The organism is Staphylococcus sp. HGB0015 (assembly GCF_000411275.1).
GTDB classification, from domain to species: Bacteria; Bacillota; Bacilli; order Staphylococcales; family Staphylococcaceae; genus Staphylococcus; species Staphylococcus schleiferi.
Window position 1 is genome coordinate 977,038 of the sequence record NZ_KE150417.1, and the last position, 26,188, is coordinate 1,003,225.

A 26,188-nucleotide genomic window follows, 5' to 3' on the forward strand; every position below is an offset into this window, starting at 1 on the left:
TCCCTCTCACTTACTGTAAATGTTTTCTCACTGATTCTAATTTATCGTTCATTTTTCTATCTTTATCACGACGGTCATCGATTCTAATATTAGTGCAAACACGGTCTAAGCCTTTATCGAATGGTAGTTCATGAATAGCTTGAACAACTTCAAATAAATCGGATAACTCGCCTTCAATCAATGTGTTCATAGGTGTTAATTGATAATCGATTTTACCTTCTTGTTTGAATGCCTCTAATTTTGTTTGGATTTCTGCGATATATTGACTTACACTTGGTCCTTCAGTTCCAACAGGGATTACTACGACATCTACTATAGCCATTTAAACGCGCTCCTTTTCTATAATATAAGTTTTAATTAAACCCGCTGCACCGACAATACCAGCGTCATTGCCGAGTTCCGCACGTACAATTTCTGTACCCTCTTGTGAAGGTGTAAATGCAAGATGATGATATTCTGTCTTAATATTTTCAATTAAAATATCTCCTGCATCCGACATACCACCACCAAGAATAATATATTTCGGATTTGTCGTAACGCTGATAATACTAGCTAAATAAGCAATGTATTGTGCAACACGTTCGGTAATAAAAATACAAAATTGATCACCTGCTTTAGCAGCATCAAAAACCGCTTTGGCAGTGACTTTATTATCTTTAATCAATTGTAAAATTGATGATTTAAATGTCAATTTAGGATAGTAGAAATTGACTAAATTAACGACACCTGTAGCTGAGGCAACGGTTTCGATACAACCCGATTTACCACAGTTGCACTGGAAGCGTTGGTCATGATCCACTCTGATATGACCGAGTTCGGCACCTGAACCATTATGACCATGTACAATCTCGCCGTTTGAGATAATTCCGCCGCCAAGTCCTGTACCTAATGTTATCGCAACAACATCATCAGCATCTTTGCCCGCACCACTATGTTTTTCTCCTAATGCTGCCACATTGGCATCATTGTCGACATAGACTGGGAATGACACCCACTCTTGCATGATTTCTGAAACATTGACCCGGCCAGGCCAGTTAAGGTTGACAGCACCATTTACAATCCCAGATTTAAACATAACTGGACCGGGAACGCCTATCCCTAATCCAAGAACGTCATTCATGTCAAAATTATGTTTAACCATTTGGTTTACAAAAGCATCATATATTTGTCGTAATAAAACACGACCAGTAGGATCAGACGTATCGGTTTCAATCGACCATTTCGAAAGCTGTTCTAGATTATCATTAAAAATCCCAAGTTTACAAGTCGTACCACCAATATCTGCTGCTAAAATCAAATGTTTACTCATCTCTGTTCATCCTTCTTTGGTTAATTAATAATTTAGATTGGAGAAATTCTTCTCTAGTTATTAATTCGTGTCGATATAACGTCTGAATTTCTTGTTCAATCATTTCAAGCATATCATCTTTATTATCAAAATAAATGATAAAACCATATTTTTTAAGTAATTGAAGTACATCATAAAATGTATTAAGTTGTGTCTGCATGCTAATCATCCAGTTCTTTTTTTAAATTGATATAATCCTTATTTTTAGGATCGTTTTTTAGTACTTGTGATAAATATTTTTTCGCCTTTTTATTATCGCCTAATGACCGGTTTGCTATGGCTAATTCATAATTGAGTTGCGTTGAATTTGGAAAGAGCTTGACTCCATGTTCCCATTCAGCCATAGCCTCGGCTTTTGAATCTTGTGTTGCGATAATTAGTCCGGATAAATAATATGTCATGTCGTCTGCATAGCCATTATGGTAGGTCTGCTTAACCATATCTTTAGCTTCACTAAAATGATTGCTATACATTTCATCTTGAATGATTTGATTATAAATATTGATATCCGGTGTTGTATATATTTTAACGAGCATACCAATGGTAATCATCATTGTGATTGCGACTAAAATATAGAAGTATTTTCGCATTGCTACAAATAAATAACCTAAATAAGTAATAAGTCCCCCACCTATTAATCCGCCTAAATGAGCGACCACGTTAACATTTTGAATGAGTAATGTGATTCCCGTCATAATGAGTACAGCAAGGATTATTTGTAACATCATTTTACGTTCAAAACGTTTACTGATAATCATTAATGCAAGCAATGCGCCAATCAATCCAAAAATAGCCCCACTTGCTCCTAATGAAAATCCTTTTGTAATAAACGATAACGATAATAAGTTGCCAAAAATTCCTGAGAAAAAGTAGATGCCAAGCATTTTAAGTGATCCGACAAAGGATTCTACTAATTTCCCAAATATATAGAGCGACAACATATTAAAGAGTAAATGTTGAAAATCAATATGTAAAAATATCGAAGACAACAGTCGATACCATTCTCCATGAACAACATTAAAATGGCTTAATGCACCTAAATTAATAATTTCATAATCCGTATGATGAGGCGTAAAAAAAGTTACGATAAGCCAAATAAGCACATTAATTAAAATCAAAGCGTAAGTTACCGGTGTAAAACGATACATTGCACGTTCGATAATATTTGGATTCAATACACGTTTTTTGTACTCTTTTTCTGTTTTATTATCTTTATGTCTCAAATTTCTTTTGATAAGAAAATGGTCACTCATTTGATCAAATGATTTGATTGAATCAATACAATGAAAGCGAACACGAACAGGTTGATGTACATTGAATTGAGTGGGGTTAAACGATTTCTCCGTCAATACATATACATCATATCGATTGGCATTATAACCTATGAAATTTGTGATATCGTCATGATGTGAAATGAGGCGCTCTTTATCAAATTCTAATTCTTGGGTTGTAAAATGACCTTGTTTAAATATAATAATATGATTTTGTTTTTTATTGCCAAGCCAAATCTCGCCTTTATCTTGATCAAAGTGTATACATTCGTAGTTTAAGTATTTTATCCATAAAAAGCTTGCTTTCCATAAGTGCTTTTCTTCAAACATATAAATCCTCCAGTTATTTATGTTTCTGCGATGATTAATTCAGATACCGGGTAATCATGAGGCTCAACGGTCATCAAGTCTGTCATTTGTATATCATAAACGAGACTTAGATTCACTGGCTGATATTTTGACAAAAATCGATCAAAATAACCCCCGCCATAGCCAATACGATAACCATTTTGATTAAAAACAACTCCTGGTACAATTACCAAATCTAATGAATGATTGATAGGTGTTTGATGTTTAACATATCGGATCCCTCTCTCATCCATATCAACTTGATTTAAGTCAAACAGCTGTTGAAATACCATCTTTTTTTGTTGATATTCAGTAGAAGGTACAAAAACTAATTTATCGTTTTGTAATGCATGTAAAATAATCGGGTCTGTATTGATTTCGTGAGGCATGGACATTACAATACCGATACGATTGGCATGTTGGTACTTTGGATGTGCAATTAATTGTTGAAATAGCCATTCGTCAGCTACACATTTTTGCTGGGGCGAGAGTGATTTCATCTTATTTAAAGTTTCTAACCTCAATGATTTTTTGTTCAATTAACTTCACTCCCCTTTTGTCACTATTATATCGTGCTTGTTAACTGGTGTCATGGAAATATCATTATATGACAATTGAATAAAGTATATAACAATTGATTTTATGTCGTAAAATATGTGTTTCAGCTACATTTAGAGTGGTGCATTTCAAAATCCGTTTATAGAATAATGAGCTAGAAATTGTTTCCTTAAGAGCGTAATAAAAAAAGAGGCCAAAAATATCTAAGACTACTAGATATTTTTGCCCCCCTTGGATAATCAAACGTTTAGAACTTGTAATAAAATCTTGTCTAGAAGTTTGAAATCTCCGTGATTTAAACTGATTTAATCATTAAAATGAGTTGAATTATTTATGTTCCAAACTCACTTACTTGAAATGATTACTTTGTTTCACGATGTAAAGTTTTTTTATTATCTCGTGCACAGAACTTATTCATTTCAATTCGTTCAGGATTATTTCTTTTGTTTTTAGTAGAGATGTAATTACGATCTCCACATTCTGTACAAGCTAATGTCACATTAACGCGCATAACAGTATCCCTCCTATTCTTTCTTCAAAATACGACTTCATTATCATATCATTTAAAGCAGAAATTGGGAAGTGTTATTTCTCATAAGTCTCATACCGATTTCCTGTAATAAAATAATAAATATGTTCAGCAATTTTGACGACATGATCACCGATTCTTTCTAAATATCTTGCGACTAAATGTGCTTGTCCAGCAACGAAAGGATCGTTATCAATCAAATATGTTGTATTAATAATTTGCTTATATAAATCATCAATATCAATATCACGCTCGATGATTTCTTTAACTAATTCTAAGTCATTATGACGCGTAGCATCTTTCAAGTCTTTGAGCATCAACATAGAAAGATGTCCCATAGCTTCGAGCCGCATCATAATATAATGATCTGTAAATTGTGCCCGTGTCCGTATTTTAGCTATATTTGCGGCATTATCGCCCATTCTTTCAAATTCAGAAGCGATTTTAAGTGTTGAAATCATAAATCGTAAATCTTTAGCAATAGGCTGTTGCCGTGTAATCAGCATGACAACTTTCTCATTAATATCAGACTCCAATTTATTAATGTCTTCATCTCTTCTAATGACCTGTCTTGCATGGGTAACGTCTTTATCTGATAAAACTTTTATCGATTGTTGTATCATATCATAAACGTTTAAACCTAATCGACGAACATCTTTAAATAGGTCACTTAACTGGTCTTCATATCTTTTCCTAATGACAGTCATGATTATCCAAAACGTCCAGAAATGTAGTCTTCTGTTTGTTTATCAGAAGGATTTGAGAAGATTTTATCTGTATCGTCGTATTCATTCACATGACCATTTAAGAAAAATGCCGTTTTATCAGAAACACGCGCTGCTTGTTGCATATTATGTGTAACAATAATAATTGAATAATCTTTTTTCAAATCTTGTACGAGTTCTTCTACTCTTAAAGTAGAAATCGGATCAAGTGCAGAAGTTGGCTCATCCATTAAAATAACATCCGGTTCGATAGCAAGGCATCTGGCAATACAAACACGCTGCTGTTGACCACCAGAAAGACCGTATGCATTTTGGTTAAGGCGGTCTTTTAATTCATCCCAAATTGCTGCGCCACGTAACGATTTTTCAACAATTTCATCTAGTATTTTTTTATCTTTTATGCCATGAATTCTTGGTCCATAAGTGATATTATCATAAATTGAATTCGGAAATGGATTTGGCTGTTGAAATACCATACCTACATTTGTACGCAATTTTTCAACAGGATAACGTTTGTCAAAAATGTTTTGATTTCGATAAAATACTTTACCTGATGTTTTAACAGAAGGCACCAACTCAACCATTCTATTTAATGCTTTCACATAAGTTGATTTTCCTGATCCAGAAGGCCCAATAATAGCAGTAACATTTTTCTCTAAAATATCTAAGTTGATGTTTTTTAAAGAATGTTGCTCACCGTACCATAAATCTAAATTTTGTGTAGAATAAACAATTTGACGATCTGCGTCTGTCAGTACATTGTCCTCTTGTTGTTGTGTAGTGGCAATAAATCTTTTATTTTCATTGTTAACTTTGCGATTACTGTTAACTTTGTTTGTTTCTGACTCTAGTGTATTAAGTTCAGTCATAGTAAAACCTCATTTCAAAACGATTTTAAAATTCTTCTTTTTAATATTTTTTAGAATACTTATTTCTGATAATGACAGCGATTGTGTTCAATATTAATAAAATGGCTAGTAGGACGATTATGGCTGCAGATGAAAGTAATTGAAAACCAATTCCTGGTTTTCTCGCCCAATCATAAATTTGTAAAGGTAATGTTTGAAAAGAATCTAAAATGCTATTCGGTGTTCTTAACAAAATGGTTGGAATACCGATTGCAACTAAGGGTGCTGTTTCTCCGATAGCTCTTGAAATCGCTAAAATAACCCCTGTTACAATACCAGGTATCGCTGCTGGTAAAACAACGTTTTTAATCGTTTGCCATTTGTTTGCCCCTAAACCATAAGAAGCTTCTTTAACTGAATTAGGGACGGCTTTCAAGGCTTCTTGGCTTGCTACGATAATAACGGGCAAGATGAGCAACGCTAATGTTAATGCAGCAGCAATTACAGAATTGCCGAGTTTCAACAAAGCAACAAATATCGTTGCACCCAATAAACCATATACAATGGAAGGCACAGAAGCTAAGTTAGAAATATTAACACGGATGAATTTAGTGAAAGCATTGTCTTTAGCATATTCTTCTAAATAAATGGCGCTTCCTACACCAAGCACTAAAGCGATAGGAATAAGTGTCATCATGAGCCATAATGTCCCAATAACAGCACCTTTAACCCCCGCTGTATGCGCAGATGATGAAGAGAAATTTGTGAAAAAGTCACCCGTCATAACTGGAAGGCCTTTTCTTAAAATGTCGATAATTAAGATGGCTAAAACAATTAGTCCAATAAGTGTACATATCAAGAATATCGATTTGAACACCTTATTCTTTGTCATACGGCCAGAGAGCTTTTTCTCAACCTCAGCTTGATTGATTAAATTCATATTAATACTCCTCTCTGAAACGTTTTGTAATCATTTGCGAAATAAAATTCATTATTAATGTAAAGATAAATAATGTGAACCCAACTGCATAAATACTGTAGTATAAATCAGAACCATTTGTTGCATCACCTTGTGAGACTTGGACAATATAAGCCGTCATCGTTTGGATAGAATGTGTTAAAGATAAATCAAACGACGGACTTGACCCTGCTGCAAGGGAGACGATCATTGTTTCACCGATTGCACGAGAAATAGCTAATACAATTGAAGCCATAATTCCTGATGTGGCTGCGGGTACAATCACTTTAAGTATCATCTCTAATTTTGTTGAACCTAAGCCAAGTGCCCCTTCTCTTATTTTGTCAGGCACTGATGACATCGCATCTTCACTCATACTTGCAATCATTGGAATAATCATTACACCGACAACGAGACCTGGACTAATTGCATTAAAACTACTAATGCTTGGGAAAATTGCTCTGAGCACAGGTGTTACGAATGTCAATGCAAAGAAACCATAAACAATTGTTGGTATACCTGCAAGGACTTCTAATATAGGCTTAATGATTTTACGTGCACGTTTTGATGCATACTCGCTTAAATAAATAGCTGCACCTATTCCAACTGGAACAGCGAAAATTGTTGCGATTAATGTTATTTTCAGTGTTCCGAGAATAAGTGCCCAAATACCATATTTTGGTGTCGAACTAAATGGATTCCAATCGGTTTCTAAAAAGAATTTAGAGATGGGGACCCGTGTAAAAAAAGTAATCGTTTCAGTCAATAATGTAATGACAATCCCTATTGTTGTTAAAATAGAAATTGCTGCAATCGTAGCCAATATGATTGGCATAATTTTATCACTCAGCGATGAACCAGAATGACTCTTCTTTTGGATCATCTCTCTAATATTGTTTTGCGATTTCATATTACGCGCTCCTTTTCTAAAAAGGGCTGAGACATAATCATTTGATTATGAAACTCAACCCTTTGACACTGTCAATCATGATTACAACTTCAAGGTGGATTTTGTAATCACTTCCGTAAATGAATATGCATGATTGTCAGAATATAAAACTTATCATGTTATGACTGCTTCGATTATTTCTTTTTATCTCCAGTTAATTTATCAAGTTTTTTCATCTGTTCTTCATATTTATTCTTAGGTAATGCGACATAATCAACACCTTTAGATTCTGCTGCTTTACCTTTATCATCTAATGTGTATTTTAAGAATTCTGCAAATGCATCATTTTTCTTGAGTTTTTCGTTATTAGCATAGATGAATAACGGTCTACTTAAAGGATATGAACCATCTTGGATTGTTTTGTGATCAGGTGAAATGGCTTTACCATTTTTATCTTTAATTTTAACTGCTTTTAAATTCTTTTCGTTTTCTTTATAGAAGTTAAATGCGAAGAACCCGATACCATTTGGATTATCTTGCACTGATTTAACAATGACATCTGTATTTTGGTTTTTCTCAGCTTTAATATCTTGTTTGTTCATAACTTCTTCAGAGAAGAAATCGTATGTTCCGTGCGATTGGTCAGGTGAAAAAGCTTTAATCTCTTTATTTGGATATTTAGAGTTAATATCAGACCATTTTTTAGCTTGGCCAGAATAAATCTTTTTCAAATCATCTAAAGATAATTCTTTTACAAAGTCATTATCTTTGTTAACTGCAATTGTTAAACCGTCTTTTGCAATTTCAAATTCTGTATAATCGATGTTTTTGTCTTTTAATTGATTTTTTTCTTCATCTTTAATTGGTCGTGACGCATTTGAAAAATCAGTTTTACCAGCAATGAATTGTTTGAATCCATCACCAGTTCCTGAAGTCACGTTTTCAACTGTAATATTTTTATGATCTGAAGAAAAGTTTTCGTTTAATTTTTCAATGATAGGTGCTACAGTTGATGAACCATTACCTTTTACAGAGCCCTCAACATCCGAACCTTTAGAGTCATTCCCTTTGCTATCATTACTTTGTCCAGCTCCGCCACATGCACCTAAAATTAATGAAGCGCTGATAACTGTAGTGCCCAGTACTTGCCATTTTTTCATTGAAACATCCTCCTAGAATTAGTGGTTATCATATTGTTTACATCTTAAGGATACAAATCATTTATTAACTATGAATGAATGTAATGTAAAGTTTATGTTAATTATGAAATTTTGTAGTGTTTCTTTGCGATATACGCTTATTTTTTCTTGATTGAACGTCGTTAGATTGTACTTACTTATTTGTGCTTTCAGTCAATCATTAATAGATAATTATTGAAAATCGGTTGTTAATATTGAAATCTAAACTATACATCATAAAATTTGGATTAAAAAAAGCCCTAAGATGATCGTTTCATCATCTTAGAGCTGTTCTGACTTCGTAATGCATATGAAAGTATTTGAGATTACAAAGCCAGTCTTTATTTAAAATAGTAATTAATAACATCTCGTCCTAAGTCGCCACCATTCAACCATGGTTCAGGAACAGGTTGGTTGGTATAAACGATTGAGAATGCAAGTTTTGGATCATCTTCAGGAGCATAACCAATATAAGTAGAGTTGACGCGTGGTTCTCCATCTTGGAATACTTCGGCTGTACCCGTTTTACCTGCAGAACGAACTTTTGTTTTACTAAAACTTGCATAACCTGTACCAGCAACTTTATTAAAGGCCATATCAAATCCCTCTTGAACTTCTTTTATTTCGTCAGGTTTGTTATTGACGCGGTTTAAAACTCTGCCATTAATTTTGTGTTTGACAGGTCCTAAATCATCATTTTTTGTTGCTTTTCGAATTTCTTTACCAATATGTGGCTGAATTCTAAAACCATTATTTGCAATTGTTGATACATATTGTGATAGTTGCAATGGTGAATAAGTATCATATTGGCCAATTGCGAGATCAAGATAGTTCCCTGGATTGTTTTTTAAGGGTTCAATTTGTCCAGTGACTTCATTTGGTAAGTCAATACCAGTTTTCACACCAAGACCGACTTGGTTTAAACCTTTTCGTAATTTTTGTCCAGGAATCGTTACATCTGTTGGTAAGGCCATGTTAGGTTGGTACTCAAGGCCAGCCAGCTTTAATGCCGTTTTAAACATAAAAACGTTGGATGAATGCATGAGTGCTTCTTTATCATTGATCAATTTTCTACCATCTTTGTTAAAGTAAGATCGTTTTGTAGAGCCGCCTTTAAAAGTTAAAGGTTCATCAATCATTTGTTCACCAACATGGATGACATTGTTTTGATAACCAGCTAATAAGGTTGCCCCTTTAACAGATGAACCAACAGCGTATTGCGTCGTGAATGTACCGATATCAAAGTCTGTCAGTGAGCCGTCTTTATCAATTTTCTTACCGACCATAGCTAAAATATCACCGTTATTAGGGTCTTGCACAACCATCATTGCCGTATCCATATCTTTAGCGCCTTCTGAACGTAATTTTTTAATTTGTTGTTCTAAATATTCCTCCGCTTTTTGTTGCAACTTAATATCTATCGTTAAGACTAAGTCATCACCGCGAGAACCTTCGTTAACCACTTCCGAATCAATGATGGCTCCAGATTTATCAGTGGTATAGCGCATTTCTTTCTTTTTACCTCTTAAAATATTTTCATATTGCAATTCTAAATAACTTTTACCCACACGGTCGTTTCTTGAATAACCTTTAGATAAATATTCATCTGTTAATTCTTTTGGTAGACCTTCTTCAGGAGTTGAAACACTTCCTAATATACCTCTTAATGTTTTTCCATAAGGATATTTACGATCCCAATCCATTTCTGTATTAATACCAGGCAAATCTGAAAGTTTTTGTGATACAGAGGCATACTCTTCATCAGTGACCTTATCATTTTTAATTGTTCTCGGACTTAATGTTGAGCCTTGCATCATCTCTCTATAAATAGCCAACACTTCAAGGTCTTTTTTAGATAAAGTGTCTAAATCTTTGTCACTGATTTTATGGCGCAATGTGTTATCGTAATCATCTTGAGAAATATCACCGTTCTCATATAATTGTTGTTCTTTTTTCATTAATTTTTTGGCTTGATTAGGATTTTTTTGAATCCAAAAATCTTTTTTATCGCGTTCGGTGATTTTAGAAGTATCCATTTTAATTAATTGAGATAACTTTTTAGCGGTATCCATAATCTCTTCTTGATTCGTATTTTTACCTCTAGTATATGTAATTGATTTTTTTGACGCGTTGTCTACGATGACATTACCATTACGATCTAAAATACGGCCTCTTGGCACAGACTCGTTCACTGTCACATTTTCGCTTTCACGAATCATTTGGTTATATTGAGAACCTTGAACAATTTGTAAGTAACCTAACCTTAAGACAATGAGTACGAAAGCAAAAATAATGACTGCGAAAATAAAATTGACACGCTTGTTCATTCGTAGACGCATCTTTTCATCATTTGTTTTTTCTTTTAATCGTTTTAACAAAACAACCGACCTCTATTCACCATAGTTCTTCTTAAAATAATATATGATAAAAATACATTTGGCTAATGTTTTGTGATAAAAAGTATAAAAATATAGCAACCCTATCTCCCTATACTTATTTGCCGAAATATAATGTGAATGACACTGATTTATGTATCGAGGTCCATTCTAAAATAAAAAAAGAGGTTGATGGCCCACGAGCCTCAACCCCCTTCTATATCGCATATTATTTCGCTGCTTGATATAATTCGTCAACTTTTTCCCAGTTAACAACATTCCAGAAAGAATTGATATAATCTGGGCGTTTATTTTGATATTTAAGGTAATATGCATGTTCCCATACATCTAAGTTTAAAATTGGAGTTTGGCCATTAGTAAGTGGACTATCTTGGTTAGGAGTCGTTACGATTTCTAATTGACCATTATTCACTACTAACCATGCCCAACCTGAACCAAATTGACCTGCAGCTTTTTCAGCAAATTCTTTTTTGAATGCATCTAAAGAACCCCATTGTTCTTTAATTTTATCTACAACTTCACCTTTTTCTTCTGAGTTAGGTGAAATAATTTGCCAGAAAAATGAGTGGTTTAAGTGTCCACCACCATTATTACGAACTGCAGTACGTTTATCTTCAGGTACACTATCTAAATTAGCAATTAAATCTTCAATAGATTTATCTTCTAAATCTGTACCTTCAACTGCTGCGTTTAACTTTGTTACATACGTATTATGATGTTTGTCATGATGTAGCACCATTGTTTCTTTATCAATGTGTGGTTCTAACGCATCATAGTCATATGGTAATTTTGGTAGTTCAAATGCCATAATTAATCATCCTCCTAAATTTGATTCCATGATAATTGTATCAACATTCATCAACTTGTCACAATTAATATGCTTACAAATTGATGAATTTCATTTTGACTACGTACTTATATTATAGCGCAATTTCAGTAGATTTAAACATTTTAATCATCAAATTATCTATATATAAAGTTTTTTAAATTGCTTGACACTTTTTATTTATAAAATGTGATTGGATGGATGAATGAATTGTTATTGATGAAACATATTTTCAATACGCCAATAGTAAATATTCACTTTACAACGTTTATGAAAAATTTATGACATTCTCAATCTAATTGTTTTGAATATGCAGGTGAGCTTATTGTATAATATGAAATAACGTTGAATTAATAGCCTCTTAGAAGTGCATTTTCAAGTTAAAATTATTCATAAAGGAGTTCCTATTATGGCTGAAATTACACATCGTAAAAATACGCGCCCCGTTAAAGTCGGTAATTTAACAATTGGTGGTGCAGATGAAGTTGTTATTCAGAGTATGACAACGACGAAAACTCACGATGTAGAGGCAACAGTGGCTGAAATTAAACGCTTAGAGGAAGCAGGTTGTCAAATTGTACGTGTTGCATGTCCTAACGAAGAAGATGCGTACGCTATTAAAGATATTAAAGCTCAAATTAATATCCCTCTTGTTGTAGATATCCATTTTAATTATAAATTAGCATTGATTGCGATTGAAAATGGTGCGGACAAAATCCGTATTAATCCAGGTAATATTGGAAGACGTGAAAAAGTAGAAGCTGTTGTGGAGGCTTGTAAAGAAAAAGGAATCCCAATTCGAATTGGTGTTAATGCGGGTTCTCTTGAAAAACATATTCTAAAAAAATATGGTTACCCTACTGCTGATGGTATGGTAGAGAGTGCATTACACCATATTAAAATTTTAGAGGATTTAGATTTTCATGACATTATCGTGTCAATGAAAGCGAGCGATGTTAACCTCGCAATTGAAGCTTATACAAAGGCTGCACAAGCATTTGATTATCCATTACACCTTGGTATTACAGAAAGTGGTACATTGTTTAATGGTACAGTTAAATCTTCTGCTGGTTTGGGCGCAATTTTATCTCTTGGTATTGGTAACACAATGAGAATTTCACTTTCAGCGGATCCAGTTGAAGAAGTGAAAGTTGCGAAGTCTTTATTAAAATCTTTTGGCTTAGCAAGTAATGCAGCAACTTTGATTGCGTGTCCAACTTGTGGTCGTATCGAAATTGATTTAATTTCAATTGCAAATGAAGTAGAAGAATACATTGAGAAACTTCAAGTTCCTTTAAAAGTAGCAGTACTGGGTTGTGCCGTAAACGGTCCAGGTGAAGCGAGAGAAGCAGATATCGGTATTGCCGGTGCTCGTGGAGAAGGCTTGTTATTTATGAAAGGAAAAACGGTGAGAAAAGTACCTGAAGAGACAATGGTGGATGAATTGAAAATGGAAATCGATAAACTCGCTGCTGAATGGGAAGAAAACAAGAAAAAAGAAGCAACTGCAAATCAAAACTAGACATCACATGTTACCCTATTTTGCTGAACAAATATCAAAACCCGAACGTTAACGAAAGCAAACGTCCGGGTTTTTACTATTTTTACAATACATATCATTTTTTACTAAAGTAAATAGAGATCTCTCTAATTAAACAAGATGGTAGCCTTTTTGCTTACATTTTTCACACATGCCGTAAACTTCTAATTTATGCATTTCAATGTCAACATTTGGTAGTTTTGCTTTGATTTCAGACATTGGACAAAAATCAATCACTTTTGTATCTCCACACACTTTACAAATAAAATGGTGGTGATGATGCGAAGTACATGCCGCACGAAACTTCATTTCTCCATCCATTTCTGTTCCCTCGATGATGCCTAAAGTTTTAAATAAATGTAAGTTTCTATAAATCGTATCAAAAGATATACCTGGGTAGTGTGCATTCATGTGTTGTTGAATGGTCTTAGCATTGATATATTTATCCTCATTAATAAACATCTCAATCATATCTCTTCTTTTGTTCGTATATTTATGCCCATTATTTTTCAATATACGAATGGCTTCATTTGTTTTCATTCACATTCACTCCTTTAAATTTTCTGACTACAAAGGACTGATAAAATAGTGTTAACATTAACATGATAACTAAAATAACAACGATAATACCACCAGGTGAGATATTTAAATAAAATGCAGTAACCAGTCCAATAATGACAGAAAACTCACCAATCATGATACTTAAAAATATAAATTGCTTAAACCCTTTTGTCCAACGCATCGCTATGGCAACCGGTAATGTAATTAGTGCACTAACAAGTAATACACCAATAACACGCATAGAAGCAGATATGACTAATGCGACAATAACGATAAATAAAAACTGAATCCACTTTGGTATACCGATAACTTGACTGTACTCTGTATCAAAAGAGAGTATAAATAGCTCTTTATAAAATAACATGATATATATTAACACTAATACCGTAATTGTAACAATTGTAAACAAATCACTCAGCGATACAGCGCTAATAGAGCCAAATAAAAGGCCTAAAAGTTCTTGGTTAAACCCTTTGGCTAAAGATATAAATATCGCACTTAAGCCAATACCTGTACTCATAATAATAGGTATAGCGATTTCAGAATAGTTTTTATAAGATGTTCTAAGTTTTTCAATTAACAACGCACCAACAATTGCAAAAACAATACCAGTCCATATCGGATTAATAAATGCAAATACTGATGAGACAGTTAATAAGTACATGCCGAATGATATCCCACCAAGAGTTACGTGACTTAAAGCATCTGCAATTAATGATAAGCGTCTCACAACGATAAATGTACCGATTAAGGGAGCAATAACCCCTATTAATATACCACTAATAAAAGAATACCTGATAAATTCAAAATTCAATAATGCATCAATCATACACAACAATCCCTATCATGTTTATGGTCTACAAATTTAATGGGGTGGCCATAAATTTTAGAAATTTCAACTTCATCAAGTGATTTGAATTCACTTGTTGCCCCATGGAAGTGCAAATGTTTATTTAAACAAGCCACTTCAGTTGCTGTATCAACAACAACACCAATATCGTGTGTTACTAAAATAATAGTAACGCCTTCTTTTTTGAGGTGATCTAACGTCTCATAAAATTCACCGACGTGTTTCGCATCAATGCCATTAGTTGGTTCATCTAATACAAGTACAGAAGGATTTGAGACAAGTGCCCGTGCAATTAATACGCGTTGCTGTTGCCCTCCGGATAACTGTGCAATATTTTTATGCTTTAATTGCGAAATATTCAAGCGATCTAAGACTTGATTTACTTTCTGATCATCAGACTTGCTAAACCATCTGAAAAGACGCTTTTTACGAGTTAAACCACTTAAAACAACTTCTTTCACAGTAGCTGGAAAACCAGATGTGACAGATGACGCTTTTTGTGAGACATAACTGATTTTATCAGTTGTCAATTTTTTGTGATATGACTCTCCATCAATAAGAATTTCCCCCTTTTGAATCGGCAAAATCCCTAAAATTAATTTGAGCAACGTAGACTTACCCGCGCCATTAGGTCCAACAATGGCTAAAAATTCACCTTTATTGATACGAATGTTGATATTTTCTAATACTTTTTTATTGTCATAAAAAAAGTCTATCCCTTTTAATTCAAAGACTGGTTGTGGCATCTTTTCACCTCAATTTTCACCATATTGATTTAAGCATACAATGTAAATAGTAATCTTTCCGACTTCGATTTATTATAACATTAAATACGCGATTTTTATAATGTAAAAAAAGTTAGTACTGATTTACTCAAATTTAAAGGAGTGAGACTAAAAAATTAGTGCTCACCCCTATTTGTGCAACTTGTATATTTAAAGTGCACTTTTGAATTTAAATAACTGGCACAATATGCCCGTTCAAAAAATCATTCTGAGCTATAGATTAAACTGACATAATTTTGTTTTTCATTTCTGGATCGAATTTGTTGTTTTTGAAAGCTTCTATTTCAAAACGATACGGTGGCTTTTTATTTTTCTTATCTTCCCCAACGTAAGGCGTTTCTAAAATTTTAGGAATATCTTTGAATTGTTCATGGTGAACGACATAATTGAGTGCATCAAATCCGATATGACCAAAGCCAATGTTTTCATGGCGATCTTTATGAGCTGAAATTGGATTTTTGCTATCATTCACATGGACGACTTTGATACGGTCTACCCCTATAATACGGTCAAATTCTTCTAAAACACCATCAAAATCATGAACGACATCATATCCTGCATCGTGAATATGGCATGTATCTAAGCAAACAGAAAGTCGTTCATTGTGTGTAACACCATCAATAATTTGAGCGAGTTCTTCAAAAGTTCGGCCCACCTCTGAACCTTTTCCAGCCATTGTTTCAAGCGCTATTCTAACATCGTTTTGGTTGGTTAAAACTTCATTAAGTCCCTCAATAATTTTTTTAATTCCGACTTCAGGACCAGCACCAACATGCGCACCTGGATGTAAGACAATATCTTTGGCTCCAATTGCTTCTGTACGCTCAATTTCATTTTGTAAGAAATTGACCCCTAGTTCAAAGACTTCTGGTTTGTTCGTATTTGCAATATTAATAATATAGGGTGCATGTACAACAATATTTGATAAACCATATTTTTGCATTGTTGCTTTACCATTTTCGATATTAAGATTTTCTATCGCTTTGCGACGTGTATTTTGGGGTGCTCCAGTATAAATCATAAATGTTGAAGCCCCGTATTGATGTGCCTCTTCAGCGGATGCTTGTAACATTTTTTTACCACTCATTGAGACGTGAGAACCTATTAACATAATTATCCTATCCTTTTTTTATCTTTTATTCTTTCTAGCTTGACGTTTTTTACTTCTGCTAAACTGTCTTTTTACTTGGCGTTTAATCTGCTCGAGCTCTTGCTTATATTTTTTCTTATAGCCTGGTTTAACTTTTTTCTTATTATTACGTTTCACTTTATGTTTTACTTGTTGCGTAATGTGATCATCTTGTTTTTGACGTAGCTTTCTTGTATTGTGCGCTTTGATAGGTTTTAATTCACCATTTTTAATATCTACATTTTCAAACTGATAGCCTTTTTGTTCAATTAATTGAATCAGTTCTTCTTCTTCAGGTGTATAAAGTGTAATTGCAATGCCCTTATAATTACCGCGTCCTGTTCTTCCAACACGATGTGTAAAGAAGTCAATGTCTTTAGGTACATCAAAATTAATGACGTGACTAACTCCTTCAATGTCGATTCCTCTTGAAGCTAAATCACTTGCGATTACATATTGATAATCTAAGTTTCGGATTCGCTTCATTTGTTGTTTACGTTCGCGAGGAGACAAGCCACCATGAATCATACCGACTTGAATACCTTGTTGCTGCAACTCACTTGCGAGCGCATCTGCACTATCTCTACTATTACAAAATATTATCGCGAGATAAGGGTTTAAAAGTTCAATAAGTGAAACGGTTTTATCTATCTTTTGTGCACCTTTTGTAGGAATAAGGAAGAATTCAATACTCTTTTTATTTTTCGATTCACTCTTAACTTCGATAAATTCTGGTTGCTCTAAATATTTATTTAAAAATGGATATAATGTCTTAGGAATTGTAGCACTAAAAACAGCCATTTTTGCTTGTTCATCAAGTTTAGACGCGATTTGATCCACGTCTTCGATGAGACCTAAATCAATCATTAAATCAGCTTCATCTACAACTAAATAATTTGCTAAGTGAACATGTAGCGCACCCGATTTAGCGAGATCGTTTATGCGCGTTGGTGTACCAATCACCAATTGGGGTTGAACCGTTGTCTTTTGTTTGTCTTTTTCAAAATCAGTTCCACCAATAAACAAGCTTACTTTTACATTAGTTTTAAATTGACTAAGGTGTTGCGCAGCTTGGTAAAGTTGTGTTGCTAACTCACGTGTTGGTGCAACGATAATGGCTTGTGGTTCCTCGTATGTGGAATCAATTTGTTGGAATAATGGTAAAAGAAATGCATGTGATTTCCCTGTACCCGTTTGTGATTGACCAATCAGATTTACACGTTTCATTATTTTTGGAATCACACGTTGTTGTATTTCAGTGGGTTGTTTAAAATTTAATGATTTAATTGCTTCAATTAAGTTTGAATCAAAACGAAATTGGTCAAATGGATGATTTGCCATGATTTGGCCTCCTTAAAGATTCGTCTCTATATTATAAATGAAATCATGTTTAATGAAAATAAGCAAAGTGCATGTTTTTTAAATATGATTTTTACATTTGTAGTTGTGAGACTAAATCTAGATTTTATTTGTATTTTAATTTTAAAAGTACGGTGTTACTGATATAATGATGTATCGAAGGAGGTTCGTGTATAAAAATGGAAATTATTAAGATTACCCCTCGTGGTTATTGTTATGGTGTTGTCGATGCGATGGTGATTGCTAGAAATGCTTCGCTTGACCCTAATTTACCACGGCCTATCTATATACTTGGTATGATTGTTCATAACAAGCATGTAACGGATGCTTTTGAAACGGATGGTATTATCACATTAGACGGACCAAATCGATTAGAGATTTTAGAACAGATTTCAGAAGGCACTGTTATTTTCACAGCACATGGTGTTTCGCCAGAAGTGAAAAAACGTGCTAAAGCTAAGGGATTAACATGTATTGATGCTACTTGTCCAGATGTTGAGAATACACACGCTTTGATTAGAGAGAAAAAAGCAAGTGGCTATCATGTCGTATATATTGGTAAAAAAGGCCATCCTGAGCCTGAAGGTGCTGTCGGTGTTGCACCAGATATTGTTTATCTTGTTGAGACGAAAGAAGATGTAGAAGCTTTACCAGATACACTTAATGATTATCCTTTAATTGTGACTAACCAAACAACGATGTCGCAATGGGATGTTTTACATTTAATGGAGGATTTACAAGAGAAGTTCCCACACATTGAACAACATAAAGAGATATGTCAAGCGACGCAAGTGAGACAAGAAGCAGTTGCTGAGCAGGCTGGTGCAGCTGACCTACTGATTGTTGTCGGTGATCCAAAAAGTAATAATTCTAATCGTCTTGCACAAGTTTCTAAAGATATTGCACATACGCAATCTTATCGAATTGCGGACATTTCTCAACTTAAACTTGAATGGCTTGAAGGTGTTGAGACTGTCGCTGTTACTGCAGGGGCTTCGACGCCAACGCCAATTGTAAAAGAAGTGATTAACTTCTTGAAAGATTACGACCCAATGAATCCTGAAACCCATACAACTCACTCTAATGTGCCTGTTGAAAAAATTCTACCTAAAATTAAAAAAGCTAAACCTGTTAAAATCATGGAATAATATAAAAGTCGAAGCAGTTTGATACGATTGCTTCGACTTTTGCTTTAGTAAAAATAGATTTTAATTGACCATTAACCAACTTTTCAGCTTTTGTTTGTGAATTTTATAAGATTTTTACACTATCTTTTATAAATAATCGTAAGGATCGGTATTGTGTGCTGAGGCTTCAATTTTGAGTGAATGTTCTGGTTCTGACTCTAACCAATTTCTTAATAAATGAACGAGCCCTTCTTTCATTACATATTCACTATAATGATTAATATCTAATAAATTGATACCTGCTATTTTTGCATCTAATGCATCATGATGCTTAATATCTCCTGTTATGAAAAGGTCGGCGCCAGATTGCTGCGCTTGTGTTTCATAGCCCATTCCAGACCCACCAATAATTGCAACGCGCTGAATTGAAGCGTTCATATCCCCAATAAATCTTACACTTGGCATTTGTAAAGCGTTTTTGACCTGATTGACGAATGAATGGACCGTCATTTTATGTTCTAGATTCCCTATTATCCCAAGACCATGATGAGATGTTCGTGTCATTTGAATGACGTCATAGACGGGTGTTTCATAAGGATGGTATTGATGAATTAATGCTTCTGCTAAAGGACGTTGATTGGATTGAACCATAAATTCTATTTTTTGTTCTTGCACCGTCTCAACTTTTCCAATTTCCCCAATATGAGGGTTTGCGTTTTCTAAAGGTTTAAATTGTCCTTTTCCATTTGTATTAAAGAAACAATACGCATATTCTCCCTCTTGAGCAAGACCGTGCTGTGATAAAGTATCTTTAAAAGCCTCAGCGTTCTCTTCAGGGATATAAACTTGAATTTTATAATAATGCTCTTTTTCTTTGTTAAGCAGTTCAAAATCTTTTAGACCAATCTTTTCAGCAAGCATGGCATTTACGCCTTCAGGATGAACGTCTAAATTGGTATGCAATGCGATTAGATTAATATTATTTTGAATTAATCGATATATAATTGATCCATATGCCTCATCATCAATAATTTGTTTGATGCCTTTAAATATAAGAGGATGATGCGCGATGATGGTATTTAAATTCTTTTCTATTGCTTCATCGACAATTTCGCCCGTACAATCAAGTGCAGTTAAAATACCTGTAACTTGGCTCTCTTTATTGCCAATTAATAAGCCTACGTTATCCCATGACTCAGCAGTATGGAATGGCACATTTTTATTTAAAATTTCTAAAAGCTTTTTGAGTTGCATTGTGGTAACACCTCTTTTATGTCACTTTCTAAATGGCTTATCTCGTTCCAACGTTGTTTATGTTTTTCGGGATTGAGATTCTTCTTAATGTCCGCTAATGCCTCTAACTCTCTTTCCCACTTTTCAATAAATAAATCATCGGGTGATGGGTGTAGAAATGGTCCAAACTTTAAATCACGTTGAGATAACTGCATTTTTCCAGGATCTGCAACAATGATTTCATAAATATGCGCGCGCTCTTTCATTAATGTTTCTGTTGTAATTTGATAGCCATTATTTTGTAAAAATTCACGTATAGGCTGACTTTGAATATTAGACTGTAAAACTAATCTCGGTTGGTTTTGAATGAATGCGGCACCTTCTTTTAAAATTCGAGCAATCAATGGTCCGCCCATGCCACAAATAGCCACGGTATCTACTTTGTCGTGCGCTGTTAGAATGGTTAACCCATCACCAAGACGCACATCAATTTTAGATTGATAGCCATGAAGTTGCACACTTTTCACAGCAGATTGATAGGGGCCTTTAATGACTTCTCCTGCAATAGCATGATCTATCAAACCATTTTCAATACAAAACATAGGTAAAAAAGCATGATCTGAACCAATATCAGCAAGGACATCACCGGTAATATATTCACTGACCTTTTTAAGTCGTTTATTAATTGGAATGATAGTAATTCCTCCTCTATGTAAAATGCTAAGTAAAAAGATGTATCAATTAGATGTTGATACAAAAAAAGAGTGGGATAGAAATCTAAAGTGAATTTAAATTTCATAGTCCCACCTTAACAAGGCTGACTAAAGCATTAATATCTTTTTAAGTTGTAAGAAGCACTTTAGTCTAATTTGAAATAAAGTCTTTATGCATCTATCCCATTGTTTTATGCGCTTTTAATCTTAGTCCATGAAATCTTTCAAACGTTTACTGCGACTTGGATGTCTAAGTTTACGTAAAGCTTTAGCTTCAATTTGACGAATTCTTTCACGTGTTACACCAAATACTTTACCAACTTCTTCTAATGTACGTGTTCGTCCATCATCAAGACCGAAACGCAAACGAAGTACATTTTCTTCACGGTCTGTTAAAGTATCAAGGACATCTTCTAATTGTTCTTTTAATAATTCATACGCTGCATGGTCAGAGGGGCTTTGAGCTTCTTGATCTTCTATGAAATCACCTAAATGGCTGTCATCTTCTTCACCAATAGGTGTCTCTAAAGATACAGGTTCCTGTGCAATTTTTAAAATCTCACGTACTTTTTCAGGTGGTAAATCCATTTCTTCACCAATTTCTTCAGGTGCTGGATCACGACCAAGATCTTGTAATAATTGACGTTGTACGCGGATTAATTTATTGATTGTTTCTACCATATGAACTGGAATACGAATTGTTCGCGCTTGATCGGCAATTGCACGTGTAATTGCTTGTCTAATCCACCAAGTGGCATACGTAGAAAATTTGAATCCTTTACTAAAATCGAATTTTTCTACCGCTTTGATTAAACCCATGTTACCTTCTTGAATTAAGTCAAGAAACAACATGCCACGTCCGACGTAGCGTTTTGCAATACTTACAACAAGACGTAAGTTCGCTTCAGCTAAGCGCGCTTTCGCCACTTCGTCACCTTGCTCAATACGTTTCGCTAATTCTATTTCCTCTTGCGCACTCAAAAGGTCCACACGACCAATTTCTTTCAAGTACATTCTTACAGGGTCGTTAATTTTAACCCCTGGTGGTGCACTAAGGTCGCCAGGATTTAATTTATCATCTGTATCTGAACTATCTTTTTCATTTACGAGTTGGATGTCATTATCATTAATCATATCGAAAAATTCATCCATTTGGTCAGAATCCATATCAAAGTTTTGTAATTTATCTGCTACCTCTTCATGGCTTAGATGACCTTCTTTTTTACCTTTTTCAATAAGTTGTTTTTTTACATCTTCTAATGTGAGTGTCGGATCAATGGTTTCTTTTTTTATTACTTTTACCTGGTTATCTGACATAAAAAGGCCTCCCGAAATTATTCTTGACTCTTCAATCTAGCTCTATTTTTATTGACAATCATCTCTAAGTAGTATTTTTGAGATTCTGTATCCCCGATTCGGGTTGCTTCACGCAACTTTTCGTGGAGTGTTTCAATCGATTCTGAAAATCGATGCTCAGTCATCAACTTAATATAATCAGTAATTTCGTTTTCAAACGGTTCACGGTTAAGTGGATAATCTACTAAATGTATCAACACTTCTTTTAATTCATCCTGATCAACATAAGTGATAAAGTCACTCATCGCAAAAGAATCATAATTTGAATAAAACTCCCGTAAAATACTAAATATACGTTTAAAATGTTGATTTGTAAAGTCTGTTTCTTCAATATCTTGATAAAAGCTTAAAAATACTTCTTTATCACTGATAAAATGTTTTAAAAGTGCACGCTCGGCTTTTTCATATTTAGTAAGTGTTGTGAATTGTGGTGTTTCATGCTGAATTTGTCTAGGTGCAACATTTTGTTGTGGATATATTCGTTCTACTTCATTATTTAGACTCTCAACACTTATTTTAAACACTTGGGCAGCATCTTGTATCACTTTATTTCTTAAAATTTTTGAATTGATATGGGCTGCATCATCTATAAAAGTTTTATAATATTTTTCGTAAGATAAATCATTGTTTTGTATTTCGCTTTGGTTAAGATGAAGTTTAAAGCTGACAAATGATTTTTTCTCTTTATTAACAAAGTCTCGGAACTTTTCTGCACCAAATTTACTTATATACTCATCAGGGTCCATTTTTGTAGGCAGTTGAACGATATAAACGTTAAATTGTTGCTGCAACAGTGTTTGACCCGTTTTCAACGCTGCGTTTATCCCAGCATTATCACCATCATACATAATTGTAATATGACCACACAGTTTTTTTAGAAACGTGATATGCTCATTTGATAGTTGCGTCCCCATACTGGCAACAACATTTTTTAAGCCTGCGCTATCAGACTTGATAACATCCATAAATCCTTCGAGTAAAATAACTTCATCATTTTGACGGATGCTTTTACGTGCTTTGTCCAAATTATAAAGCAACTTTCTTTTTTGAAATATAGGAGATTCAGGGCTATTTAAGTATTTAGGCTCTTGACCTGTGTAGGTTCTACCCGAATAGCCAACAATACGACCTTGAGCATTTGCAAGTGGAAAAATAATGCGATCACGAAAACGATCATAATAATTAAATTCTGTTTCGTTTCGCGATAATATCCCAGCTTCATACCCAAGTTGTAAATCATAGCCCTTGTTTTCCATGAAGTTCGTTGCAAAATGTGATGAATTTGGTGCGAATCCTATTTTACGCTCGTCTATGATTTCATCTGTAAAGCCACGATCATACAAATATTTGAGTGCTTTCTCGCCTTCAACGGTTTTTTTCAATAAATAGTGATAATAATCAAGCAATGATTCATGCATTTGAATCATTGTTAAATCATCTGATGCAATGTGCTCTAATTCTTTAGACTCACCGGTATCTACTTTAATATTGACCCGTGCGCCTAACTTTTTAACAGCATCTGTAAATGAAACATTTTCAATTTCTTGGATAAATTGAAAGACGTTTCCTCCTTTTTTACATCCAAAGCAGTGGCAAATTTGTTTGTCCTCTGAAACGGTAAAAGAAGGTGTTTTTTCGTCATGGAAAGGACACAAACCGATATAATTGCGCCCTCTCTTTTCAAGTTTGACATATTCGCTTACTACGTCTAATATGTCCGATTGTGTCTTAATTTCGTCAATCGTACTTTGCGGAATTCTCATTTCATCACCTTATATTACAATTTACTGCATCATAATTTTGTGAATGATTAAAAGACAGTTGTATTATTATACAATTTATCCATTAAAAAAGGAATTATTATGCTCAATGATTTGAATAATATTATTGGCAGTTTCTTCAATCGCTTTATTAGAAACATCTAAAACTGGACAGCCTATCTTTTCAACAATTTGATTAAAGTATTCAAGTTCTTCTGTAATACGTTGGTCTGTCGCATAGCGTGCGGAATCAGATAAGTCTAACTGTTTAAGTCTTTCTTTACGAATTGCATTTAATTTTTCAGCACTTATTTTCAAAGCTATACACTTCTGCGGATCTATTTCAAATAACGCATCAGGAGGTGTCACTTCAGGAACGATAGGAACATTCATCACTTTGTATCGTTTATGTGCTAAATATTGTGAAATGGGTGTTTTTGAAGTACGTGAGACCCCAATTAAAACAATATCTGCTTTAGGTAACCCTTTAGGATCTTTGCCATCGTCATATTTAACAGCAAACTCCATCGCCTCTATTTTTTTGAAATAATCTTCGTCAAGCTGATGTACAATACCAGGTTCGTTTAATGATTTTTGATTAAATGTTTTTTCCATCACTTGAATCATAGGACCCATAATATCAACTGATTTGAGATCGTATTGCTCTATTAATTCTTGCATATAATTACGGATATCAGGGCGTACAAGTGTGTATATAATGATAGAATCGACTTCTCTTGCTAAGGCAATGATTTCGTCGATATTTTCTTTTGTTTCTATATAAGGATAGCGTAATATGTCAGATGAGTGATCGCTATGTTTAAATTGGGAAATACATGCTTTAGCTACTAATTCAGCAGTCTCTCCCACTGAATCTGAAGCAACAATTACTTTTACATTTTTCATAGATTATCCTCCTAATGATCAAATAGCGATACGAATAGTTTTGTGATTGTGGTTTTCGAAATACGTCCTGTCACTTCAAACTTGCCGTTTTCTTTTGCTCGTACTATAGGTATTGAGTCTATTTCTTTTGTTATCATTTGTCGTGCTGCATACAAGACTAAATCATTCTCATTGAGCAAGACGATATTAGGCATTCTTGTCATAATAATATTGACTGGCATAGTGTGTATGTCTTGCCCTGCCATCGAAGCTCTAAGTAAATCTTTTCTCGAACATACACCAACGAGTTCATTTTCATTATTAACAATGAATAATGTTCCTACATCTTCAATAAATATCGAGCAAATCGCATCATAAACTGTCACATCGCTTTTTAAAATCACTGGATGTGATTGGTAATCTTTAACGATATATTGTTTTAATTGTTCAGTTAAAAGTTGTGATCCTGACTTACCGGAATAAAAGTAACCGACTCTAGGTCTTGCTTCTAAATATCCAGCCATCGTTAAGATAGCTAAATCAGGTCTCAACGTAGCACGAGTTAAATTTAACTGTTCTGCTATCTTTTCACCTGTAATAGGTCCAGAAGACTTAACAATTTCTACAATATGGGCTTGTCTTTGACTAAGTTCTATATGAGTCTCTAACTATTTAAAACCGTAAACGGTTATGCTAATTAAATAGCAGAAGTGCCTCCTTTTTACATACTAGCACTATATTTTTATCTGTTGGCAAACCAGTAACATTAAATTGTTAATATTGCATCGATTATGGAAAACGATATATTGAAAGTTTATAAAAGTAACCTATAGTTCCTCATATAAACTTTGAGTTGGCATGCAATCAAAATTAGTTTGACTTTGCATTTTTAGTACAATATTCATTATAACTTGTATTCGAAAGTGATACAATTATGATTTTACTTGCCTTTCTAATTCGTATAATTTAGAATTAATAATAAAGCGAGTTAAGGATGGTGGAAGCTTAACACACTG

26 protein-coding genes are annotated in these 26,188 nt (G+C 34.0%); 2 read left to right on the forward strand and 24 right to left on the reverse strand.

All coding sequences use genetic code 11. The features are described from left to right. Positions 1–10: 10 nt before the first annotated feature. The 13 genes from HMPREF1208_RS04520 to HMPREF1208_RS04580 form a co-directional block, all read right to left on the reverse strand. A complete protein-coding gene (locus tag HMPREF1208_RS04520) occupies positions 11–322 on the reverse strand; it encodes an MTH1187 family thiamine-binding protein (RefSeq protein ID WP_016425175.1) in 312 nt (103 codons plus the stop codon). Further along, entirely contained in the window at positions 323–1,309 is a 987-nt protein-coding gene (locus HMPREF1208_RS04525) for an ROK family glucokinase (protein ID WP_016425176.1), read from the reverse strand. Further along, positions 1,302–1,508: a YqgQ family protein gene (locus HMPREF1208_RS04530; protein WP_016425177.1), complete on the reverse strand. Its 207-nt coding sequence runs from the start codon at positions 1,506–1,508 to the stop codon at positions 1,302–1,304. The genes HMPREF1208_RS04525 and HMPREF1208_RS04530 overlap by 8 nt, the downstream gene beginning before the upstream one ends. Position 1,509: 1 nt before the next feature. Then, complete coding sequence (locus HMPREF1208_RS04535; protein ID WP_016425178.1) at positions 1,510–2,949, reverse strand: rhomboid family intramembrane serine protease; 1,440 nt, start codon at positions 2,947–2,949, stop codon at positions 1,510–1,512. A gap of 17 nt (positions 2,950–2,966) precedes the next feature. After that, positions 2,967–3,506 carry a 5-formyltetrahydrofolate cyclo-ligase gene (locus HMPREF1208_RS04540; protein ID WP_016425179.1) on the reverse strand — a complete coding sequence of 180 codons (540 nt, stop codon included), beginning with the start codon at positions 3,504–3,506 and terminating at the stop codon, positions 2,967–2,969. A 380-nt stretch (positions 3,507–3,886) separates the two neighbouring features. Further along, on the reverse strand, positions 3,887–4,036 hold the full coding sequence (gene rpmG / locus HMPREF1208_RS04545; RefSeq protein WP_016425180.1) for a 50S ribosomal protein L33: 150 nt from the start codon (positions 4,034–4,036) through the stop codon (positions 3,887–3,889). Between the two features lie 74 nt (positions 4,037–4,110). Next, the gene (gene phoU / locus HMPREF1208_RS04550; protein WP_016425181.1) at positions 4,111–4,761 is read right to left on the reverse strand and encodes a phosphate signaling complex protein PhoU; all 651 of its coding nucleotides are present in this window, start codon (positions 4,759–4,761) and stop codon (positions 4,111–4,113) included. Positions 4,762–4,763: 2 nt separating this feature from the next. Continuing rightward, complete coding sequence (gene pstB / locus HMPREF1208_RS04555) at positions 4,764–5,648, reverse strand: phosphate ABC transporter ATP-binding protein PstB (protein ID WP_016425182.1); 885 nt, start codon at positions 5,646–5,648, stop codon at positions 4,764–4,766. A 40-nt stretch (positions 5,649–5,688) separates the two neighbouring features. Next, positions 5,689–6,567, reverse strand: coding sequence for a phosphate ABC transporter permease PstA (gene pstA, locus HMPREF1208_RS04560; protein WP_016425183.1), 879 nt, complete (start codon positions 6,565–6,567; stop codon positions 5,689–5,691). A gap of 1 nt (position 6,568) precedes the next feature. Continuing rightward, positions 6,569–7,468 carry a phosphate ABC transporter permease subunit PstC gene (gene pstC / locus HMPREF1208_RS04565; protein ID WP_371665268.1) on the reverse strand — a complete coding sequence of 300 codons (900 nt, stop codon included), beginning with the start codon at positions 7,466–7,468 and terminating at the stop codon, positions 6,569–6,571. Positions 7,469–7,668: 200 nt separating this feature from the next. Next, a complete protein-coding gene (locus tag HMPREF1208_RS04570; RefSeq protein WP_016425185.1) occupies positions 7,669–8,634 on the reverse strand; it encodes a PstS family phosphate ABC transporter substrate-binding protein in 966 nt (321 codons plus the stop codon). 359 nt (positions 8,635–8,993) lie between these two features. Further along, positions 8,994–11,030: a peptidoglycan D,D-transpeptidase FtsI family protein gene (locus HMPREF1208_RS04575; RefSeq protein WP_016425186.1), complete on the reverse strand. Its 2,037-nt coding sequence runs from the start codon at positions 11,028–11,030 to the stop codon at positions 8,994–8,996. A 226-nt stretch (positions 11,031–11,256) separates the two neighbouring features. Next, positions 11,257–11,856, reverse strand: a complete 600-nt coding sequence (locus HMPREF1208_RS04580) for a superoxide dismutase (protein ID WP_016425187.1) — start codon at positions 11,854–11,856, stop codon at positions 11,257–11,259. Positions 11,857–12,292: 436 nt separating this feature from the next. Between HMPREF1208_RS04580 and ispG the strand changes: the two genes are divergently transcribed. Further along, entirely contained in the window at positions 12,293–13,396 is a 1,104-nt protein-coding gene (ispG, locus tag HMPREF1208_RS04585) for a flavodoxin-dependent (E)-4-hydroxy-3-methylbut-2-enyl-diphosphate synthase (protein WP_171839466.1), read from the forward strand. 129 nt (positions 13,397–13,525) lie between these two features. Here the strand turns inward: ispG and HMPREF1208_RS04590 are convergent, their stop codons facing one another. The 5 genes from HMPREF1208_RS04590 to HMPREF1208_RS04610 form a co-directional block, all read right to left on the reverse strand. After that, positions 13,526–13,954 (reverse strand): Fur family transcriptional regulator, encoded by a 429-nt coding sequence (locus HMPREF1208_RS04590; RefSeq protein WP_016425189.1) that lies wholly within the window; start codon positions 13,952–13,954, stop codon positions 13,526–13,528. Beyond that, the gene (locus HMPREF1208_RS04595) at positions 13,941–14,804 is read right to left on the reverse strand and encodes a metal ABC transporter permease (RefSeq protein ID WP_016425190.1); all 864 of its coding nucleotides are present in this window, start codon (positions 14,802–14,804) and stop codon (positions 13,941–13,943) included. The genes HMPREF1208_RS04590 and HMPREF1208_RS04595 overlap by 14 nt, the downstream gene beginning before the upstream one ends. After that, positions 14,801–15,571: a metal ABC transporter ATP-binding protein gene (locus HMPREF1208_RS04600; RefSeq protein WP_016425191.1), complete on the reverse strand. Its 771-nt coding sequence runs from the start codon at positions 15,569–15,571 to the stop codon at positions 14,801–14,803. Before HMPREF1208_RS04600 ends, HMPREF1208_RS04595 begins: the two co-directional genes overlap by 4 nt. 259 nt (positions 15,572–15,830) lie before the next feature. Then, positions 15,831–16,721: a deoxyribonuclease IV gene (locus tag HMPREF1208_RS04605; protein WP_016425192.1), complete on the reverse strand. Its 891-nt coding sequence runs from the start codon at positions 16,719–16,721 to the stop codon at positions 15,831–15,833. Positions 16,722–16,739: 18 nt separating this feature from the next. Beyond that, positions 16,740–18,080, reverse strand: a complete 1,341-nt coding sequence (locus tag HMPREF1208_RS04610; RefSeq protein ID WP_016425193.1) for a DEAD/DEAH box helicase — start codon at positions 18,078–18,080, stop codon at positions 16,740–16,742. 197 nt (positions 18,081–18,277) lie between these two features. Here HMPREF1208_RS04610 and HMPREF1208_RS04615 point away from each other — a divergent pair, with 197 nt between their 5' ends. After that, a complete protein-coding gene (locus tag HMPREF1208_RS04615; RefSeq protein ID WP_016425194.1) occupies positions 18,278–19,246 on the forward strand; it encodes a 4-hydroxy-3-methylbut-2-enyl diphosphate reductase in 969 nt (322 codons plus the stop codon). A 126-nt stretch (positions 19,247–19,372) separates the two neighbouring features. Here the strand turns inward: HMPREF1208_RS04615 and HMPREF1208_RS04620 are convergent, their stop codons facing one another. The 6 genes from HMPREF1208_RS04620 to HMPREF1208_RS04645 form a co-directional block, all read right to left on the reverse strand. Continuing rightward, complete coding sequence (locus HMPREF1208_RS04620) at positions 19,373–20,479, reverse strand: Nif3-like dinuclear metal center hexameric protein (RefSeq protein WP_016425195.1); 1,107 nt, start codon at positions 20,477–20,479, stop codon at positions 19,373–19,375. Continuing rightward, entirely contained in the window at positions 20,458–21,153 is a 696-nt protein-coding gene (locus tag HMPREF1208_RS04625) for a tRNA (adenine(22)-N(1))-methyltransferase (RefSeq protein ID WP_037559143.1), read from the reverse strand. Before HMPREF1208_RS04625 ends, HMPREF1208_RS04620 begins: the two co-directional genes overlap by 22 nt. Positions 21,154–21,378: 225 nt before the next feature. Next, positions 21,379–22,488, reverse strand: coding sequence for an RNA polymerase sigma factor RpoD (gene rpoD / locus HMPREF1208_RS04630; RefSeq protein WP_016425197.1), 1,110 nt, complete (start codon positions 22,486–22,488; stop codon positions 21,379–21,381). A gap of 17 nt (positions 22,489–22,505) precedes the next feature. Further along, positions 22,506–24,290, reverse strand: a complete 1,785-nt coding sequence (gene dnaG, locus HMPREF1208_RS04635; RefSeq protein ID WP_016425198.1) for a DNA primase — start codon at positions 24,288–24,290, stop codon at positions 22,506–22,508. A 75-nt stretch (positions 24,291–24,365) separates the two neighbouring features. Further along, positions 24,366–25,193, reverse strand: coding sequence for a pyruvate, water dikinase regulatory protein (locus HMPREF1208_RS04640; protein WP_016425199.1), 828 nt, complete (start codon positions 25,191–25,193; stop codon positions 24,366–24,368). 11 nt (positions 25,194–25,204) lie between these two features. Then, positions 25,205–25,828: a helix-turn-helix transcriptional regulator gene (locus HMPREF1208_RS04645; protein WP_081635142.1), complete on the reverse strand. Its 624-nt coding sequence runs from the start codon at positions 25,826–25,828 to the stop codon at positions 25,205–25,207. Positions 25,829–26,188: the final 360 nt, after the last annotated feature.

Coding starts and splice junctions, on each gene's coding strand:
- HMPREF1208_RS04520 (WP_016425175.1), bottom strand. CDS start 322: ATGGCTATAGTAGATGTCGTAGTAATCCCTGTTGGAACTGAAGGACCA.
- HMPREF1208_RS04525 (WP_016425176.1), bottom strand. CDS start 1,309: ATGAGTAAACATTTGATTTTAGCAGCAGATATTGGTGGTACGACTTGT.
- HMPREF1208_RS04530 (WP_016425177.1), bottom strand. CDS start 1,508: ATGCAGACACAACTTAATACATTTTATGATGTACTTCAATTACTTAAA.
- HMPREF1208_RS04535 (WP_016425178.1), bottom strand. CDS start 2,949: ATGTTTGAAGAAAAGCACTTATGGAAAGCAAGCTTTTTATGGATAAAA.
- rpmG (WP_016425180.1), bottom strand. CDS start 4,036: ATGCGCGTTAATGTGACATTAGCTTGTACAGAATGTGGAGATCGTAAT.
- phoU (WP_016425181.1), bottom strand. CDS start 4,761: ATGACTGTCATTAGGAAAAGATATGAAGACCAGTTAAGTGACCTATTT.
- pstB (WP_016425182.1), bottom strand. CDS start 5,648: ATGACTGAACTTAATACACTAGAGTCAGAAACAAACAAAGTTAACAGT.
- pstA (WP_016425183.1), bottom strand. CDS start 6,567: ATGAATTTAATCAATCAAGCTGAGGTTGAGAAAAAGCTCTCTGGCCGT.
- pstC (WP_371665268.1), bottom strand. CDS start 7,468: ATGATCCAAAAGAAGAGTCATTCTGGTTCATCGCTGAGTGATAAAATT.
- HMPREF1208_RS04570 (WP_016425185.1), bottom strand. CDS start 8,634: ATGAAAAAATGGCAAGTACTGGGCACTACAGTTATCAGCGCTTCATTA.
- HMPREF1208_RS04580 (WP_016425187.1), bottom strand. CDS start 11,856: ATGGCATTTGAACTACCAAAATTACCATATGACTATGATGCGTTAGAA.
- HMPREF1208_RS04590 (WP_016425189.1), bottom strand. CDS start 13,954: ATGAAAACAAATGAAGCCATTCGTATATTGAAAAATAATGGGCATAAA.
- HMPREF1208_RS04595 (WP_016425190.1), bottom strand. CDS start 14,804: ATGATTGATGCATTATTGAATTTTGAATTTATCAGGTATTCTTTTATT.
- HMPREF1208_RS04600 (WP_016425191.1), bottom strand. CDS start 15,571: ATGCCACAACCAGTCTTTGAATTAAAAGGGATAGACTTTTTTTATGAC.
- HMPREF1208_RS04605 (WP_016425192.1), bottom strand. CDS start 16,721: ATGTTAATAGGTTCTCACGTCTCAATGAGTGGTAAAAAAATGTTACAA.
- HMPREF1208_RS04610 (WP_016425193.1), bottom strand. CDS start 18,080: ATGGCAAATCATCCATTTGACCAATTTCGTTTTGATTCAAACTTAATT.
- HMPREF1208_RS04615 (WP_016425194.1), top strand. CDS start 18,278: ATGGAAATTATTAAGATTACCCCTCGTGGTTATTGTTATGGTGTTGTC.
- HMPREF1208_RS04620 (WP_016425195.1), bottom strand. CDS start 20,479: ATGCAACTCAAAAAGCTTTTAGAAATTTTAAATAAAAATGTGCCATTC.
- rpoD (WP_016425197.1), bottom strand. CDS start 22,488: ATGTCAGATAACCAGGTAAAAGTAATAAAAAAAGAAACCATTGATCCG.
- dnaG (WP_016425198.1), bottom strand. CDS start 24,290: ATGAGAATTCCGCAAAGTACGATTGACGAAATTAAGACACAATCGGAC.
- HMPREF1208_RS04640 (WP_016425199.1), bottom strand. CDS start 25,193: ATGAAAAATGTAAAAGTAATTGTTGCTTCAGATTCAGTGGGAGAGACT.